This window comes from Temperatibacter marinus (genome assembly GCF_031598375.1).
Lineage (GTDB): Bacteria > Pseudomonadota > Alphaproteobacteria > Sphingomonadales > Kordiimonadaceae > Temperatibacter > Temperatibacter marinus.
In genome coordinates, this window is record NZ_CP123872.1 from 52,374 (window position 1) to 69,136 (window position 16,763).

Below are 16,763 nucleotides of genomic sequence, written 5' to 3' on the forward strand. Positions count from 1 at the left end.
CAACAATCTTTCTTCTAGACTTTACGCAAAAAAAAGAGGCGAGCTTAAAAGCTCGCCTCATTCTTTAGATTCGATTACTCGAGAATTTCAGCTACAACGCCAGCACCTACAGTACGACCACCCTCACGGATAGCGAAACGTAGACCTTCGTCCATAGCAATCGGTGCAATCAGGGTAACTTTGAAAGATACGTTATCCCCTGGCATTACCATTTCTGTACCTTCTGGCAACTCAACACTACCTGTTACGTCAGTTGTACGGAAGTAGAACTGTGGACGGTAGTTTGCAAAGAATGGTGTGTGACGACCACCCTCTTCTTTTGTCAGAACGTATGTTTCTGCTTTAAATGTTGTATGCGGCTGGATTGAACCAACGTGTGCTAGAACCTGACCACGCTCAACGTCGTCACGGGCAACACCACGAAGAAGCGCACCAATGTTATCGCCTGCTTCACCTTGATCAAGCAACTTACGGAACATCTCAACACCTGTAACCGTTGTTTTTGTTGTATCTTTGATACCAACGATTTCAATCTCTTCACCAACTTTAACGATACCGCGCTCAACACGACCTGTACATACTGTACCACGACCTGAAATCGAGAACACATCCTCAACAGGCATCAAGAAAGCACCATCAACAGCACGCTCTGGCTGTGGAATATACTCATCAACAGCTGCCATCAGCTCAAGAATCTTATCGTTACCAATTGCAGCATCACGGCCCTCAAGAGCAGCAAGCGCTGAACCAGCAATAATCGGAATATCATCACCAGGGAACTCATACTCTGAAAGAAGCTCACGAACTTCCATCTCAACAAGTTCTAGAAGCTCTTCGTCATCAACCTGATCAACTTTGTTCAAGAAAACAACAAGCGCTGGAACACCAACCTGACGCGCTAGCAAAATGTGCTCACGTGTTTGTGGCATTGGGCCGTCCGCTGCGTTTACAACAAGAATACCACCATCCATCTGAGCAGCACCCGTGATCATGTTCTTCACATAATCTGCGTGACCTGGACAGTCAACGTGCGCATAGTGGCGGTTCTCTGTCTCATACTCAACGTGGGCTGTAGAAATCGTAATCCCACGCTCACGCTCTTCTGGAGCTTTATCAATATTTGCAAAATCAACTGCATCAGACATCCCAGCATCAGCCAATACTTTGGTGATCGCAGCTGTAAGCGTTGTCTTACCATGGTCAACGTGACCAATTGTACCAACGTTACAGTGCGGCTTGGTACGTTCAAACTTTTCCTTAGACATTGTCTAAATCCTTTTCAAACTTCACACAGTCCCTGCGCCTAGCATGGGCAGTGTCTTGTTAGCTCTTGATCACCAGCCAACATAGCTGTTGATCAGTTAAATCTGGAGCGGGTGAAGGGAATCGAACCCTCGTCGTAAGATTGGAAATCTTCTGCTCTACCATTGAGCTACACCCGCATTATACTCAGTACATTGCCACTAAAACGCCGTAAACGTAGGAGCAACAACAAACCCTTCCAGTGGTAAGCCTCATTTAATAATGAGCCAAGAGGAAGGAAAATAGTGGTGGAGGGGACTGGATTCGAACCAGTGTACTCTAAGAGGCCGGATTTACAGTCCGGTGCATTTAACCGCTCTGCCACCCCTCCACTATTTTCTGGCAGTTGAAAAGCTTTCAAACTGCCCACACTTTTCAGTGCGACGGTGAGCGCAATATGCGTATTATTTTGCCCGTGTCAATACGAAGTTGAAAGAAATGCGCATTTTTTTTACCCCGCCTTCTTCACATTGAGAATGACGAATGGGTTTTTCCCCGCTATAAGCATCTCAAATTGGCTTAATTTCTAGCCTTCTTAAAGGGTTTAATTCTATGGCACGCAAACCATCACGCACTGAAAAGAAATTACTGAAACAGGGTAAAAAACCGTCAAAACCACCTAAAGCATCAAGCAAAAGCACGGCATCAAAGAATCAACCTCAACAAGGACGGCCTCAAAAACCGAAAACTGTATCTGCCAAGCTTCCCCATCTAAAAAAAGGAAGCTATTTCATCTTTGGTAGAAACGCTATTGAAGCTGCACTTAAGAATGAGGACAGAGATTGCTTGCGATTGATCGGTATTGAGAAGGCCTTAGTAAAGGCCGAACACCTGATGGCCATTCGTCCAGGATTGCGTGTTGACGGCGTCAAGAGCACAGACCTTTTTAAGGAACATGTCCCTGCTGATAGCCCACATCAAGGTATCCTTCTAGAGGTCTTACCCCTTCGAGAAAAGTCAATTGAAGATTTTAACGAAGCGGGCGATCGCCAGCTTATGCTTATCCTAGATCAAGTCACAGATCCCCAAAACGTCGGAGCGTGCTTGCGTGCAGGTGCGGCCCTCGGCGCTCATGCCCTCATCACACCTGATAGAAATTGCCCTCTGGAGAATGGCACCATTGCGCGCACCTCAGCTGGTGGCCTTGAAAGCCTCCCGTGGTTAAGAATTGGTAATTTAGCGGCAACTCTCGACGATTTAAAAGATAAGGGCTTTTGGGTTGTGGGATTAGACGGGGACACGGACACATCTTTAAGAGAGATAGATTCGAACGGAAAAATCGCTCTAGTGATGGGTAATGAAGGGCGTGGCATGCGAGACCTGACACGCAAACAGTGTGATATCATTGCAAAAATTCCTATGACGGGCCGCGTTGAAAGCTTAAATGTTGCTACAGCAGCCGCCATTGCACTGTATGAATTAGGACAGACCTCATGATAGGAATTGAAGAGATCGCACGGAAATTACAGATGGAACCGCACCCTGAAGGGGGGTTTTACAAGCGAACCTACTGCAGTGATGTGAAACTTGAAGGGGGCAAGCGTGGCACTGCTAGTGCAATCTACTTCATCCTTCCTTCAGGCCTTCAAAGCCGTTGGCATACAACTGATGGTGACGAACTTTGGTTCTGGCATGCAGGCAGCCCCCTCGACCTTCTGGTCGCTAACGCCGAAGGAAAAGCTTCTAAAACCATTAAACTTGGCAACGACTTCATGGGGAATGAGGTTCTACAATTTACTGTTCCGGCTCGGCACTGGCAAGCTGCTCGTTGTGCTGGGCAAAATGCCAATGATTGGACATTGGTCAGTTGTGTTGTAAGCCCCGAGTTTCAATTTGAAGGGTTTGTCATGGCAGAAGAAGGCTGGACACCTTCACTATAATTTAGCCACCCTCATACCCTAAAATACGATCTATAATTGCTTTAAACAATTATTAAGTGACTTTCTTCTATTCTGCTTCCTTTCAGTATTGTGTAAAGGAAGACATGATGAAGCAGGTTTTATTTATATCGAAGACAATAAGTCAGTCGGTCTCATGGGCTGCCACCGCGACAATCGCTCTGATTTCCATATTGGCGAGCCTCAGTTACCCAAGTCACGCTGAAGGGGCTGGCACGACAGATAAGACGGATGCTATTTTATTCCTCTCTGCTCATAAACAGTCCTATTTCATCCTTCCCTCTTTGAACATATCCCTTCTGAGCGAGAATTCTGCAAGTGGGAGAGTCCTTCAAGAGGCTGCTAGAGAATATATGTCCCTTAAAAAATATAACTGGCCAGTTGAGAGTTATAGAGGGAAAGCACGAATTTTGAGGCAGAGTTTCAACAGATTCCAAAAAAACCTGACTAAGCAGAGATCACCTCTGCACTACTTAGACTATCCTATGGAATATACCTCCCTTTTCACTTTTCAAAAAAGCCAATATGCATCTTCTCGTTCAGAATACATCCAAAAACTAGGTCAAGTATTGACCAACCTTGAAATGGGCCCCCATAGCCCCTCAAGCGTATCTGGGTTTTCATCTTTTATTCATAGCCAAATCGCTTTATTTAAAGGGAATTATGAAGAATCTTATCGTATGATCGAGGATGCTGTGAGTGAAGCTCCTCACCTTTTACACTCAGGAGATATCTACCTTCAAAGGATATCCTTAGCTTTACTCACTCAAAATTTACTAAAGGCAGAAGCTTTAGCAAATGCTCTTCCAGCAAATACCATCTTGCCATTCTATATTAATTATATGTTTGGAGAAGCTTATTACATTTATGAGAATATTGATCAGAGTCTAGCTTGGATAAAAAAAGGTCGAGATGCTTATTCAGCAGAAGGATGCAGGATTGAGCCGCGTTTCACCTATTTCCTTCAAACATCAGGGCAATCGAATTTATTGTTAGGTCATGACAGCCCCTTAGTAAATCCTTTTGCTTCCTTCAAAGATTCTCTTGCCTTTCACCGAATTCCTCGCATGCCTTCTGAGCATGTCTCCCTTTTTAAAAAAGGCATGGCGGTCGCCGCCATAACATTTGATGACAGCGGCACTGCAGCCTGTGTTCAGTCGGCTTTTGACCCTTCAGTATCTCATTTAAGTCAGTATATAAATTTTGCCGCAAAAAGATCTCTTCTGGCCACTGAACGCGCTTTATCCCCTCAGCCATGGACCTATGGGTTTACACTTCGGTATGAATTGAGACCTCGATGAAAAAAAACCACCGGCAAGCCGGTGGTTTTTATTTTTGGCACAATCTGCAGGCTAATTGTTGCTTTGTTTAGTTTTTTCAACAATCATCCCTAGTAATTTATTCAACACAACATCCTCTTGAGTTTGAACGATTGGAGATGTAATCGTCCAGTCAGGTTTAACACCGTCATTTTTTAGCTCACCTGATGGTCTGACAATATGTGCTTTCGGGAAGCCAACAGAAATTTTTGTTTCTGGAAGGGTAAAGGTTTCCATAGCCCCATATGTAGTAGCCATATCAGATGTCTTTTCCCCAACTATTATACCAAACTTATAATCTTGAACTATTGATGCAAACGTGACGGCATTCGAAAATGAGTGTCTATTGACTAAAACATATACTTCACCCTTGTATAAGTCCCCCTCTCTGGGTTTCACGTTCGAAAAATCTAGGTTAAAAAAATCTCCATAGGGCGTTTTATTATAATGCTTAGCGTATCGATAGGAGATGCTATTTTTATCAACAGGTCTACCATCAAGTCTCTTTTGATTTGCTATGTCGGCTTCATGACTTGATTTAACTTTAAACGAGGAGTTGAACTTGAAAGACCTATCTGCAAACCAAGCAATAATCGGATCGCTAAAAGAAACATCCCCACCAGGGTTTAAGCGTAAATCTATGATAAGTTTTTTAGCCTTTTTCGTGAAAGTATTTTCAAACGCTTTATCTAAAAACTCTATGAAGTATTTAGAATTCCAAAGTTGAGATGGGTTTTCTGCATTATAAAACGGTCCAGGTCGAAAATATCCAACGCTATCAGTCAGCATCTTCACGACACGGTCTGTCGGGCTTAAAGTGAAAAAGCTACGATTCTCTGGGGTATCTAATTTTGCTAAGCTTTTTATAGAGGCTTTATAAATGTGGCCTGTTTGTGATTTTAGTATTAAATCAAAGCTATTAATTTCACCGTATTCCAACCAAAGATATTTAGGAAAAGAGAATTCCAAAATAGAGTCGGCAATATATTGAGTATCCGCAGAAATGTGTTTTGATAACTTTGCTAAATAAGATGATATAGCTTTGCTGTTTACGGATAGAATTTCGTCACCAATTTTTATATATTTGTTTTCTGAATAATTTTCAGAAACATAAGTTTTACCTTCTATTATTCGGGGAAATATAGGAAATATTTTGCCTCCTGCTTGACGATATTCTTGATATTCCACTTCTGGAAAATCAATTCTCGCATGAGCAACTTTCCCAAAAGCTACAAATTTCTGAAACAACACCTTAGCCTCAAGCCTACTCATGGGCTTATTTAAATCAGACTTAATACTGCTAAAAAAATTGTCATATGCGGTTTTATTTGTGTGAGCATATAAATCGATATGGGCGTTTTTAAGCCTTTGATACAATGCATCAAAATCAGATTGTAACTGTGTAACTGTTAACATCTGATGAGAAGGATTCTCATCAGCATGAGTATGTTTTGTTGTAATTATAAATAGTATTATTAAGCATAGACATGTATTTTTTATAAATTGCATTTTGTTGTTCCTTCGCTGTATTTTAAGGCTATCCTTTAAACAATTTTATATTTTACAACCATGTTCTTAACTTCCTATATTCCTGACAAAATCCTGACAGGAATAAAGGCTTGTTATTGAATACCTTTTTTAGGTACCTTGTTTCTATGTCGGATAGTAAAACAGATATTTTTTATAATCATCATTCATTCGTACTGGGAAAATGGACCATTTTTCCAACCACAGGCCATATGCAATCACCAGAGAGCTCAGTAACTGTTGAACCCAAAGTTATGGGACTGTTACTGCTGTTAATTGAATCAGAAGGAGCTGTATTGTCGCGCACAGAAATAGAGCAAACTTTATGGCCTGATGTCATTGTAAATGAAGATACTGTAGCAAGAACAGTATCTCGTTTGCGCCGTGCCCTTGATGATGATGCTAAAAACCCTATCTATATCGAAACGTTGCCCAAAAGGGGTTATAGGATAATATCTTCTGTAGAGATACCAGTATCAGCTAAAAGTCCTTGGCTGAATAATTCTCTGAAACTGGCTATCGTAAGTTTCAGCATCGTCTTGGTTATCTCCATGATTTATATTTCAGGCGGCTCTGGTGAAGCCCCACTTGAAGACAAGACAGCGATACAAAGAATGGCTTTGAGGGCAGATGATTTGTATATGCGATTTACCCAGCAAGAGAATGAAGCAGCTATTGCTCTTTATGAAAAAATATTAGCGATGGATAGTGAACATATAATGGCCCGTGCAGGGCTTGCTAATGCTTTGGTTCAACGTGTCATAAGGTGGCCAAATGGTCTAAAAGGCGCCAACAGTGTTCAAGAATCCCTCGATCGTAATTTCTATCAAACTTCTGAGGCTATTGTCACTTTGAAACGAGCAGAAGCTCTAGCAAAGAGGGCTGTGCGCCTTGACCCCAATAATGCTGATGCCCTAAAATCACTAGGACTTACTTATTCAACAATGAATCGATTGGTAGAAGCTAAAAATATGTATGCTCGTGCAATAAAAATTGATGATAAAGCTTGGGAAGCAATGATAAACCTGAGCGAAATTCATGACATACAAGGTAATAATACTGCAAGCCTAGAGATGTTAGAGCGAGCATTTAAAACAATGGATGATGTGTATGATATCGAACCGCAACGAGTTGGGCCTTGGCAAGCTGCATTAGGAATTTTAATTGGTCATAAAAAAGAAAAGACTGGTGCTGTTCATGAAGCTGAGATTTGGTATCGACGTACGCTCCAAATTTCGCCCTTTGAACCAGAAGCGACAAAACGCCTAGCAGCTATTCTGAGAAATTCTGGGGATCGTGAGCAGGCTAATCAATTATGTACTGTTTTGAAGCAAAAAATTACAGGCATTACTGAGTGTTAGATATTAATAAAATCCCAATGTTGATAGAAAAAAACCACCGGCAAGCCGGTGGTTTTTTTTTGGTCCCATCATATTAGTCAGGGAGGAAAGACAGGACCGTCGTTATGGCTCTTTAAGCCGCGCGCTTTCTGAACTCAATTGCGCCGTAGATGAACCCGCCGGAGATCAAAAGACCGACCCAGAATTTCACCTGAGAGAAAGCATAAGCATACATATTTGATACTTTGAAGCTATCGATCGAGGCAAGCATTGCAGCTGCACTTTCTTCGTTATCAATATCCAAGTGGATGCTTCCATTTTCAGCATGCATAATCTGTGCTGTATACTCGACCCCTTCAGCAAACCCTACGGCGACATGCTGAGCGAAAGCTTCGATAAACTGTGTGCTTTCAAACATTGTCGCTTCAAGAATAGCAAGGACAACGATAGGCACGACTGCATACATGAAAGGCATCCGGTTGGAAAAAGATGATACAAAGATCAACCATCCAAAAATCGGCGCTGTCCACAAGAATACCAACAGTAGACTTGGGATTACCACAAACCAACTCTCAATGATCTGTCCCACAGGCCAGAATACTGAGATAGGAGCCCCTTGAATTCCAAAGAAGATTGTTAAAACAATTGCGGTAAACAACTGCAAGACAATTGCAGCGGCGAAAAAGATACCCATAGCCATCAACGTAGAGGTAAAGAACTTGACCAAAACTTCTGTGGCGTCTGAGACAGGCATCGACTTCCAGAATAAGATAGACTTATCACGACGATCTTCATACAGAGTCCCAAGAAGAGAGAAGAACATCACAAATGGAAGAGCAATCCAAAGGGCTGCAGAGGAAATAAGGAACATGAAAGAAAGGATATATCCTATTGCTTCCTTGCCATTCTCTCCAAGATTGTCCCACTTTTCACTGGCTTCACCCATGGTGAACTCATCAAATCTAATAGGTTCGTTCCCTAAAATAAGGGAGATAAGCGATGTGCCTGCAATGATGGCTATAATCACAAGAGGCGTATATAAATAGCCCCCTTTACCATCTAGGAATTCGCGCTTAATAAGGGCTGATATTTTTTGTGTTGTTGTCATTACCCTACTCCTTTCCAACTGTTTGACTGTCGCCAACTGTCGCGACAAAGATATCTGCAAGTCCCAGGCGGCGTGTTTCGCCTAATGCGTTGAGAGCTTCACGGTCTGCCCCTTTGTATATAAAGGTTTTCTTTCCGAATGTGGCACCGCGACTCACGGGCTTCATACTCTCAGCATCCGCTTCCTTGCCTTTATCAACCATCAACTCAATATAGCTACTAGAGAGTGTATCCATCTCTTCATTCAAAACGATTTGACCGTCTCTGATGAAAATTACATCTGAGAGAATATGCTCAATCTCTTCCACATTATGTGTTGTGATTAAAATTGTTCTTTCCTCGTCAAAATATTCTTCCAGAAGGTCACTATAAAAATTCTTTCTGAAGATGATATCAAGGCCAAGTGTGGGTTCATCTAAAACCAAGACTTTTGCATCAATGCTCATGACAACAGCCAAATGCACCTGGACAGTCATCCCTTTAGACAAAGCCTTTATCTTGCGGTCCATTGGCACTGTTGTGCGTTTCAGATAGTCTTCAGCTTTGGAGCGATCGAATTTAGGATGTACGCCTTCAACATATTCTAAGACTTCGCTCACTTTCATCCATTTCGGGAGTGTGGCAACGTCCGCTATGAAGCAAACATCCTGCATTAAGGCATCTCTATCTTTCTTTGGATCTAGGCCAAGAACTGACAATTCACCTTCACAAGCAGAGAGGCCCAAAATTGCATTCAGCAACGTTGTCTTACCAGCGCCATTAGCACCGATAACGCCGACAATGCGGCCCTCAGGCACATCAAAGCTTACCCCTTTTAAGGCATGGAAAGAACCAAAGCTTTTTGACAAATTTCTAGCTGTAATTACTGGTTGTGTCATTAGTGCCCCCTCTTCGCATTTGCACCATCAAGAAGAACTTTCACATCAAGGCCTAGACGTGAAATTGTCTCTACGATGCGCGGCCACTCTTCTTTAATAAATTTTTCTTGTTCGTTGACCAATAGTTTTTCACGAGCACCATCGACAACATACATGCCGAGACCGCGTTTCTTTTCAATAAGACCTTCCATAACCAACTCCTGATAAGCTTTCGATGCTGTAATTGGGTTAATCTGCATTTCTACTGCAATATTTCTAACTGAGGGTAGGTTTTCACCTTCACCGATAGCGCCTTCCACGATAGCAGCCGCGACTTTATCGCGGAGCTGTCGGTAGATGGGCTGATCATCTGTCCATTCCGGCTTCATGTGTTTCTCCCTTAGGTTATGATACTGTTACTAGGAAAGCAGACTGGTTCGCAGAAGAGCGCACTGCAGGGGTTCTTTCTGCTGCACGACGAGAGCGCCTAATCTCGCGGCGGATATGTCTGTATTTATTTCTGTACATTGTAGTGTCCTCGCTTATTTGGTTGTGGCTTATATCATTATTGTTTTGCCACTTTGTTATTATTGGGATCTGCCACTTTAGTGATCTTTTGATCCAGTTAAAAGAGGGAGCCAGATTTGCTTCTGTCGTACAAGCCTTGTGGCTCCCCTTTTTTAGTTCACATTCAGAAGAGATTTGATTTCTTCCTCATGCAGTCCGACCCTTTTGGGTTCTTTATATTGGGCGGTGTGGTTTTCCACTATCTCGCCAGTTTCGTCCTCGCTGTCGTCACTCGGGCCTTATGACCTCTCTTGTAACTTGGGGCTTCTTCACCCTCTTATTCATTGCCGCGTCGGTTTTTCTGAGAACCTGATTTATATCTGTTTTAGTGCTCTACCGCGTCGGTGTATTAGTTATGTAGTACACTACTTCGATAATGTCAACGCTCCTTTTAGAAAAAAATGCACTCCTGCGATCATAAAAACTATTAACTTTATGTTTTTATTGTATTATTTAAATTATATTGATTTAGTATTTTTATATAACAGGTGTCCTATTAGTGTATTACTGCGACTAATAAGGTGTATTACCTCGTCAATATCATGTCTATTTGTGCCGTGATTCGGCCCTAGCAATAGAAGAAAGACACAATACAGCCACCTTATCAGCTATTCAACTTGCAAGCCGCAACAGAAAAGAGGACTGACACTGACTGTCAATCCTCCATTGGTATTCAATACACACTTTTACCTAATCTAGATTATTGTCTCGCCTTAGGCATTGGCTTTCGAGGCATCCTCTCATCCCGCATGGCGGCATTATAAATAAAGGCTGCCATAATTACAGAGGCCTGCTTCAGATCTGCTTCCTCAACATGATCAATCACATCAATCTGCGTATGATGAAGACGTGAACCGTAATCCAAAGGATCTTGAATGAACTGATAGCCCGGTAACCCTATCATTTGAAAAGACAGATGATCAGTCCCTGAGGTTCTATTTAATGTCACTGTCTTCGCGTCCAAATCTTTAAATGGCGCTAACCATTGTTTAAAGATCGCCGCCGCAGCGCTGTTATGTTCCGCATAAATGCCGCGAATTTTACCCGATCCATTATCAAGATTATAATAGACGGAAAATTTCTCATGAGCCTTTTTCACGCTTGGAGCTGCCTTAAAGTCACGCTGGAAAGTCGGTGCCATTCTTTTACGGCTTTCCACATCAGCTTTAGGGAAATCAGCATAGTGTTTAAAGACATGCTCTAGCGACCCATAGAGGCCTTGCTCTTCTCCACTCCATAAACCTACTCTGATGGTCCGCTTTGGTTTGATATTCAAGGCTTTCAGAATACGGATGGCCTCCATCACAACTGCAACACCCGCGCCGTTATCTACGGCACCGTCTCCCATAAACCAACTATCTAAATGTGCACCAGCCATAACGATTTCAGATTTCTTTCGACCAGACCCTGGAATTTCTGCAATGGTGTTATATCCATTCGGGTCTGCATCGTAGAAGGTCGCCCCTACATTCATCTTAATCTTTACCGGTTCTCCGTTTTCAAGGCGGCGTAGAATTCGATTATAGCTTTCTGCGGACAACATCACTTGTGGGATTTCTGGGGTAAAGCCTTTCCTAAGATTATAAGCCGTTGCATTAATAAGAGCAGCATCTCGCCAACTGCCGTTCACAGAGGCCAAAGCCCCCTCCTTCTTAAGAAAAGCATCAATCTTTCCAGCCTTATTGATCATGCTTGCAAACATATCAATGGGGAATAATTCTTCCCCTACCTTATTAGGGACTTTAAAGGCTGTCATTTCATCTAGTCGATCTTCAGAGAGTCGTTCTTTCATTTTCTCACGAGGATCTCTGATTTTTTTCTTACTACTTATTGCAACAATCTTGCCTTTCAGCTTCCCCTCATATTTCTTCAGATTTGCTAAATTACTGGTGTTTATATGAATGACTTCAGCTTCAATTTCCCCCTGCGTTCCAGGATGCCAGCTCACAGGGATTCCTTGAAGACTGACAACTTTTGGCGCTGTCATGGCAATAGAAACATGCTCAAATGTCCAACCCCTTCCAAAATCAAACGGTTCAAGATGGGCATTTTTCAATCCCCACTCTTGAAGCTTAGCCAGAGTCCAATCGTTGGCTTCCCGCATGGCAGGGCTCCCTGTGAGGCGACTGCCAATCTTATCGGTAAGATGTGTTAACGTTTTCATGACTTGAGAGTTGACAAATCCTTCATGCCGAATGGCTGTCATCACTTCTAAATCAATTTTTTCCGCTGAATTAACTGTCCCTGTCACTGAAGCTGCGACCAGAGCAGTCAGCATAAATTTCTTAAACATAACCTCTCCCACTGATATATTTTCAATTCATAGAATACTCTAAATTCTTATCATAGAAAATCAATTCTATGAATAGGAAATTGGATATAACACTAGCCTCACCTTCCCGTCGTTGTTTTGGATGAAAAATCATCTAAACTTAACTTGATTGCGATACTGACCCGCCCTATCCTCTTTTTAGAAAATTCACGGGGAGATAAAGATGTATTCGAAAATCAAAAATGGTCTTATGACAAGTATTGCCCTCAGCATTGCGCTACCTGCTGTTGCACTGGAGGCCCCTAACAAGACTATTTCAACAACAGTCAAAAGCCCAACTAAAGATAAAAATTGGCAAGTGAAGAAACCAAATTTTTCTGTTAAAGCCACAAAAGCCACTCTTGATGTAACGGAAGGGACATGGATGAGTTTGGATGTGAGTCCTGACGGTAAAATGATCGCCTTTGATCTTTTGGGCGATATTTATCTGATGCCGATAGAAGGCGGGAAAGCTCGAAATATTTCTTCTGGGATGCAGTGGGATATGCAACCACGTTTTAGTCCAGATGGCAAAAGAATAGCCTTTACAAGTGATCGTGCAGGTGGGGACAATATATGGACAATGAATTTAGAGGGAAAAAACCTCTATCAAATTACCAAAGAGAAATTCACGCTCCTAAACAACCCTACTTGGTCTAAAGATGGCAACTACATCGCAGCGCGCAAACATTTTACAACCTCGCGGTCTCTAGGAACCGGCGAAATTTGGATGTATCATATAGAAGGTGGGAATGGATTGCCTGTTGTGAAACGACCAAACAAGGCCTATCAAAAAGAACTCGGTGAACCTATGTTTTCCGCCGATGGTGAAAAAATCTATTATACCCAGAACGTAACATCTGGAAACCGTTTCATCTACTCACAAGATACCAACAAGGAAATTTTCAACATCAAGGCTGTGGATCTTTCAACTGGAGATATCGAAACAGTTGCTGGAGGGGCTGGCGGTGCTGTCCGTGCGACACCAAGTCCTGATGGGAAATATCTTGCTTTTATCAGACGTGTCCGCGCTGATAGTCGCTTGTTTATAAGAGACCTTGAAACTGGAGAAGAGCGTATGATCCATGACACTATGGATCAGGACATGCAAGAAACATGGGCTGTTCAGGGCGTCTATCCCAATATGGATTGGACCCCGGATGGACAGTCTCTCATTTTTTGGGCAAAGGGAAAAATTCAACGAATTAATGTGGTCAGCGGTGTCGTAAAAACCATTCCTTTCCGCGTTAAGGACGAACGCACACTCTATCCAGCCCCGCAGTATAAAGTTGATGTGGCTCCGGAGAGCTTTAAGACAAAAATGGTCCGCTTTGCAACGCCGTCGCCTGATGGCCGATATGTCGTCTTCGAAAGCCTTGGCAAGTTATGGCTTCAAGGACCAGACGGCAAAACAAAAAGACTTACGAAAGATAAAGGCACTCATCACGAAATGCATCCCGTCTGGAGCAATGATGGGGCAGCTGTTTACTTCTCGACTTGGGATGACACAGACCTTGGGCAGATAAGAGGTATTAAAGCTCGGGGTGGGAAATCAAAAATTCTATCAAAGAAAGCGGGACGCTATGCAGACCTCTCTGTCTCAAAAGACGGAAAAACCCTTTATTTCAAAAAGCAAGGACGCTCTGCCCTCCTGACTGCCGCAGGGACACTTAACTCGGGCCTTTATTCTATGGCTGCAAAAGGCGGAGAAATGACAAAAATCATATCCTCGGGCAGTCATCCTCATGAGGGACCCAATGGTCGAGTTTATTTTACCAGTCGCGGGCACCTAAAATCTGTCACTAAAGGCGGGTTTGATATACGTACCCACGCTAGCGCACAATATGCTAACAGATTTATCCTCTCGCCTGATGGAACCCATGTAAGCTGGATTGCCAACTATCATACCTATGTGGCCCCTCTGCCCAAAACTGGTGCAAAAATTACTTTAGGGACACAGACAAGCGGTATCCCTATCGCAAGAATATCAAAGGACGGTGCACTCTATCAAGGATGGGACTCTTCTGGAAAAAAAATCCACTGGTCCATAGGCGCAACACTAAAATCTGCGAAGGTGGAGGAGGCCTTTAAAAAAGATTTCATTGCCCCTTCTGATGGGCGTGATCTCTCCATGCAAGTGACCACAGACAAACCTTCCACTTTATTGGCGATTAAAGGGGCTCGCTTAATAACCATGGATGCTACCAAGTCCGTCATCGAAGACGGCACTGTTCTTGTCCAGGGCAATCGAATTGTTGCGATTGGTGAAACCGGGTCCATTGAAATTCCAGCAGGCGCTAAAACCGTTGATGCACGCGGGAAAACAATCATTCCCGGAATTATTGATATTCACGCACACGGGCCCTACGGCACAGGCGATACCATTCCTCAACAAAACTGGGACGTTCAGGGTCATCTGGCTTTAGGTGTAACCACCGTCCATAATCCATCAAGTGTTGCAAAGCTTGCCTTTGCCGCAGCTGAATATCAAAAGGCTGGTCAAATTGTTGCCCCCCGCATTTATTCAACGGCCGAGATTATATATGGTGCCAAATCTAGTTATTGGGTTAATATTAATGGCATGGAAGATGCTCTTGCAGCAGTCAGGCGATTAAAAGCTCAAGGCGCCATTTCTGTCAAAAATTATAACCAGCCAAGGCGTAATCAGCGCCAGCAGGTTGTAGAAGCAGCACGCCGTGAAGGCATGATGGTTGTTGCTGAAGGGGGATCTCTCTATCATATGGATATGAATATGATTGCTGATGGCAACACAGGGATTGAACACAACATCCCTGTCCAAGATGCCTACGAAGATGTCTATCAATATTGGTCGCAGAGTAATGTGGGCTATACACCCACTGTGAACGTTGGTTTCGGTGCTATGCAGGGCGAAACCTATTTTTATCAACATAGTGATGTTTGGAAGCACCCAATTCTTTCTAACTTTGTTCCGCCTAAAATGCTTCAAGCAGCCTCTGTAAGACGCCTTGCCGGTCCCGATTCTGATTACGGTTTCTTTCAACAAGTCAAAGTCGCCAAGGAACTGATGAAACGGGGTGTGACAGTTAACATTGGTGCCCATGGTCAGAGAGAAGGTCTCGGCAGTCACTGGGATATGTGGCAATATAAATTAGGCGGGATGACCGAGATGGAAGTTCTGCAAACCGCGACTATTAATCCGGCACGCTATATGGGGATGGAAGATGACTTAGGGTCACTTGAAAAGGGAAAACTTGCTGATTTATTAATCTTAGACGCCAATCCCCTTGAGGATATTTTCAATACAGACAATATTCATCGAATTATGTTGAATGGGCGTCTTTATGATACGAACCTCAATGAAACCATCACAGGTAACCATAAACAGCGCCCTTTCTATTGGCAGGGCAAAGCTGAAAGCGAGATAAGATAAAATGATCAAAATAAAGGGGCGTGACAGCCCCTTTATTTTATTGAAAGGAAATCACAAATGTTTGGTTATAAATCCATCCCTTTTGGGGATCATTTTCGTCGAGATAATATAAAAACTTCTTCACTGCACGCCTGGCATTAATCTCTAATATCTTTACGCCTGGATCGGATTTTGTGGCAACGGTACAGGTGACAAGACCAGTCGGATCTATTACCATTGAAGTCGTGACAGAGCCGGGCTTATATTGATAGCGTTTCTTTTTGGGAATAAGGGCATCTTCCATATAGGCAGGCTTTAATGAGGCGCCAATTAAGGGATTATGGCCCCAATATTTTTTCGAGGCTAGCATACTATAGACAATACCTGAATAATTCTTAGATTGTAGCTCTTGCAAAAGCTGTGCATATCTAGGTTCAACAGGGCAGTTCTTTTCCTTATAAAAGCCTATGCCCTTTTCCAGTTGTTCACTGGCTTGCTTCAATCGCTTTTTCCGAATTAAGAGCTCTGCTTCAATATAAAGTGTATGCGGTTCAACTTTTGTGGCCTTGCTACGATGGACTTTCAAGCCCCATAGCGCATAGTCCGTTCGGCCTGTAAGATAGGCAGTTTGGTAAAAATATTCAAAGTAAGTTGGCCATACAGCCACAATAGGAGATTTCTTTTCAAGCAATCCCTTTAGTGTTGCAAAGGCGCTGTCATAGTCTCTATTCTTAATATCAATAACGGCCGTTATATAGACTAAAAAATCTTGGCTCAATCTATCCAGTTTTTTTATCCGATTATATTTTTCAACGAGCTTGTTTAGCTTGCCTGTCTGACGATCCTCAACCTTTTGAAGTCGCTTTGCTTCCTTCTGGATAAATTTTTGAATGTCCTGAGAATAGTCTTTGATAGCCAGTCGTCTCCCCTGCTGTCGTGCAAGATATCGCTCTTTTCTAAGTTGTGCTAAAGTTCGCTGCCTCTTGGTCGTGCGCGTTTTATAATAATGCGTTTGATTTGAGGCTTTCACATATTCTGATACTAACTTCTTAAATCGATCTTTACCTTTCAGGGTCCCTTGTGCAGGGATGGTAAAAATCAGTGCTAGGAAACTAATCCACAACAAAATTTTCATAAAATGATC

At 42.8% G+C, this 16,763-nt stretch carries 13 protein-coding genes and 2 tRNA genes; 5 read left to right on the top strand and 10 right to left on the bottom strand.

All coding sequences use genetic code 11. The features are described 5' to 3' along the window. Positions 1–74: 74 nt before the first annotated feature. The 3 genes from tuf to QGN29_RS00325 all read right to left on the bottom strand — a co-directional run bounded on the left by tuf (position 75) and on the right by QGN29_RS00325 (position 1,633). A complete protein-coding gene (tuf, locus tag QGN29_RS00315; protein WP_310798633.1) occupies positions 75–1,265 on the bottom strand; it encodes an elongation factor Tu in 1,191 nt (396 codons plus the stop codon). Positions 1,266–1,368: 103 nt separating this feature from the next. After that, positions 1,369–1,442 (bottom strand) — tRNA-Gly (locus tag QGN29_RS00320). 106 nt (positions 1,443–1,548) lie between these two features. Beyond that, positions 1,549–1,633: transfer RNA gene (locus QGN29_RS00325), tRNA-Tyr, on the bottom strand. Positions 1,634–1,854: 221 nt separating this feature from the next. Here QGN29_RS00325 and rlmB point away from each other — a divergent pair. The 3 genes from rlmB (at position 1,855) to QGN29_RS00340 (ending at position 4,501) form a co-directional block, all read left to right on the top strand. Continuing rightward, on the top strand, positions 1,855–2,739 hold the full coding sequence (rlmB, locus tag QGN29_RS00330) for a 23S rRNA (guanosine(2251)-2'-O)-methyltransferase RlmB (protein ID WP_310798646.1): 885 nt from the start codon (positions 1,855–1,857) through the stop codon (positions 2,737–2,739). Continuing rightward, on the top strand, positions 2,736–3,182 hold the full coding sequence (locus tag QGN29_RS00335) for a cupin domain-containing protein (RefSeq protein WP_310798647.1): 447 nt from the start codon (positions 2,736–2,738) through the stop codon (positions 3,180–3,182). Before rlmB ends, QGN29_RS00335 begins: the two co-directional genes overlap by 4 nt. A 107-nt stretch (positions 3,183–3,289) precedes the next feature. After that, entirely contained in the window at positions 3,290–4,501 is a 1,212-nt protein-coding gene (locus tag QGN29_RS00340) for a hypothetical protein (protein ID WP_310798648.1), read from the top strand. 51 nt (positions 4,502–4,552) lie between these two features. Here the strand turns inward: QGN29_RS00340 and QGN29_RS00345 are convergent, their stop codons facing one another. Next, entirely contained in the window at positions 4,553–6,028 is a 1,476-nt protein-coding gene (locus QGN29_RS00345) for a S41 family peptidase (protein WP_310798649.1), read from the bottom strand. A 146-nt stretch (positions 6,029–6,174) separates the two neighbouring features. Between QGN29_RS00345 and QGN29_RS00350 the strand changes: the two genes are divergently transcribed. Beyond that, positions 6,175–7,407: a winged helix-turn-helix domain-containing protein gene (locus QGN29_RS00350; RefSeq protein ID WP_310798650.1), complete on the top strand. Its 1,233-nt coding sequence runs from the start codon at positions 6,175–6,177 to the stop codon at positions 7,405–7,407. Between the two features lie 112 nt (positions 7,408–7,519). On the opposite strand, the gene QGN29_RS00355 is transcribed toward QGN29_RS00350, so the two are convergent. From QGN29_RS00355 to QGN29_RS00375, 5 genes are all read right to left on the bottom strand, one after another. Beyond that, positions 7,520–8,494, bottom strand: a complete 975-nt coding sequence (locus QGN29_RS00355) for a hypothetical protein (RefSeq protein WP_310798651.1) — start codon at positions 8,492–8,494, stop codon at positions 7,520–7,522. Between the two features lie 4 nt (positions 8,495–8,498). After that, positions 8,499–9,371, bottom strand: coding sequence for an ABC transporter ATP-binding protein (locus tag QGN29_RS00360; protein ID WP_310798652.1), 873 nt, complete (start codon positions 9,369–9,371; stop codon positions 8,499–8,501). Next, the gene (locus QGN29_RS00365) at positions 9,371–9,739 is read right to left on the bottom strand and encodes a GntR family transcriptional regulator (RefSeq protein WP_310798653.1); all 369 of its coding nucleotides are present in this window, start codon (positions 9,737–9,739) and stop codon (positions 9,371–9,373) included. Before QGN29_RS00365 ends, QGN29_RS00360 begins: the two co-directional genes overlap by 1 nt. A 16-nt stretch (positions 9,740–9,755) precedes the next feature. Next, positions 9,756–9,878 carry a hypothetical protein gene (locus QGN29_RS00370; RefSeq protein WP_310798654.1) on the bottom strand — a complete coding sequence of 41 codons (123 nt, stop codon included), beginning with the start codon at positions 9,876–9,878 and terminating at the stop codon, positions 9,756–9,758. 739 nt (positions 9,879–10,617) lie between these two features. Next, on the bottom strand, positions 10,618–12,210 hold the full coding sequence (locus QGN29_RS00375; protein ID WP_310798655.1) for a M20/M25/M40 family metallo-hydrolase: 1,593 nt from the start codon (positions 12,208–12,210) through the stop codon (positions 10,618–10,620). A gap of 202 nt (positions 12,211–12,412) precedes the next feature. Here QGN29_RS00375 and QGN29_RS00380 point away from each other — a divergent pair, with 202 nt between their 5' ends. Beyond that, positions 12,413–15,640 carry an amidohydrolase family protein gene (locus tag QGN29_RS00380; RefSeq protein ID WP_310798656.1) on the top strand — a complete coding sequence of 1,076 codons (3,228 nt, stop codon included), beginning with the start codon at positions 12,413–12,415 and terminating at the stop codon, positions 15,638–15,640. Positions 15,641–15,677: 37 nt separating this feature from the next. On the opposite strand, the gene QGN29_RS00385 is transcribed toward QGN29_RS00380, so the two are convergent. After that, positions 15,678–16,754, bottom strand: a complete 1,077-nt coding sequence (locus tag QGN29_RS00385; protein WP_310798657.1) for a hypothetical protein — start codon at positions 16,752–16,754, stop codon at positions 15,678–15,680. Positions 16,755–16,763: the final 9 nt, after the last annotated feature.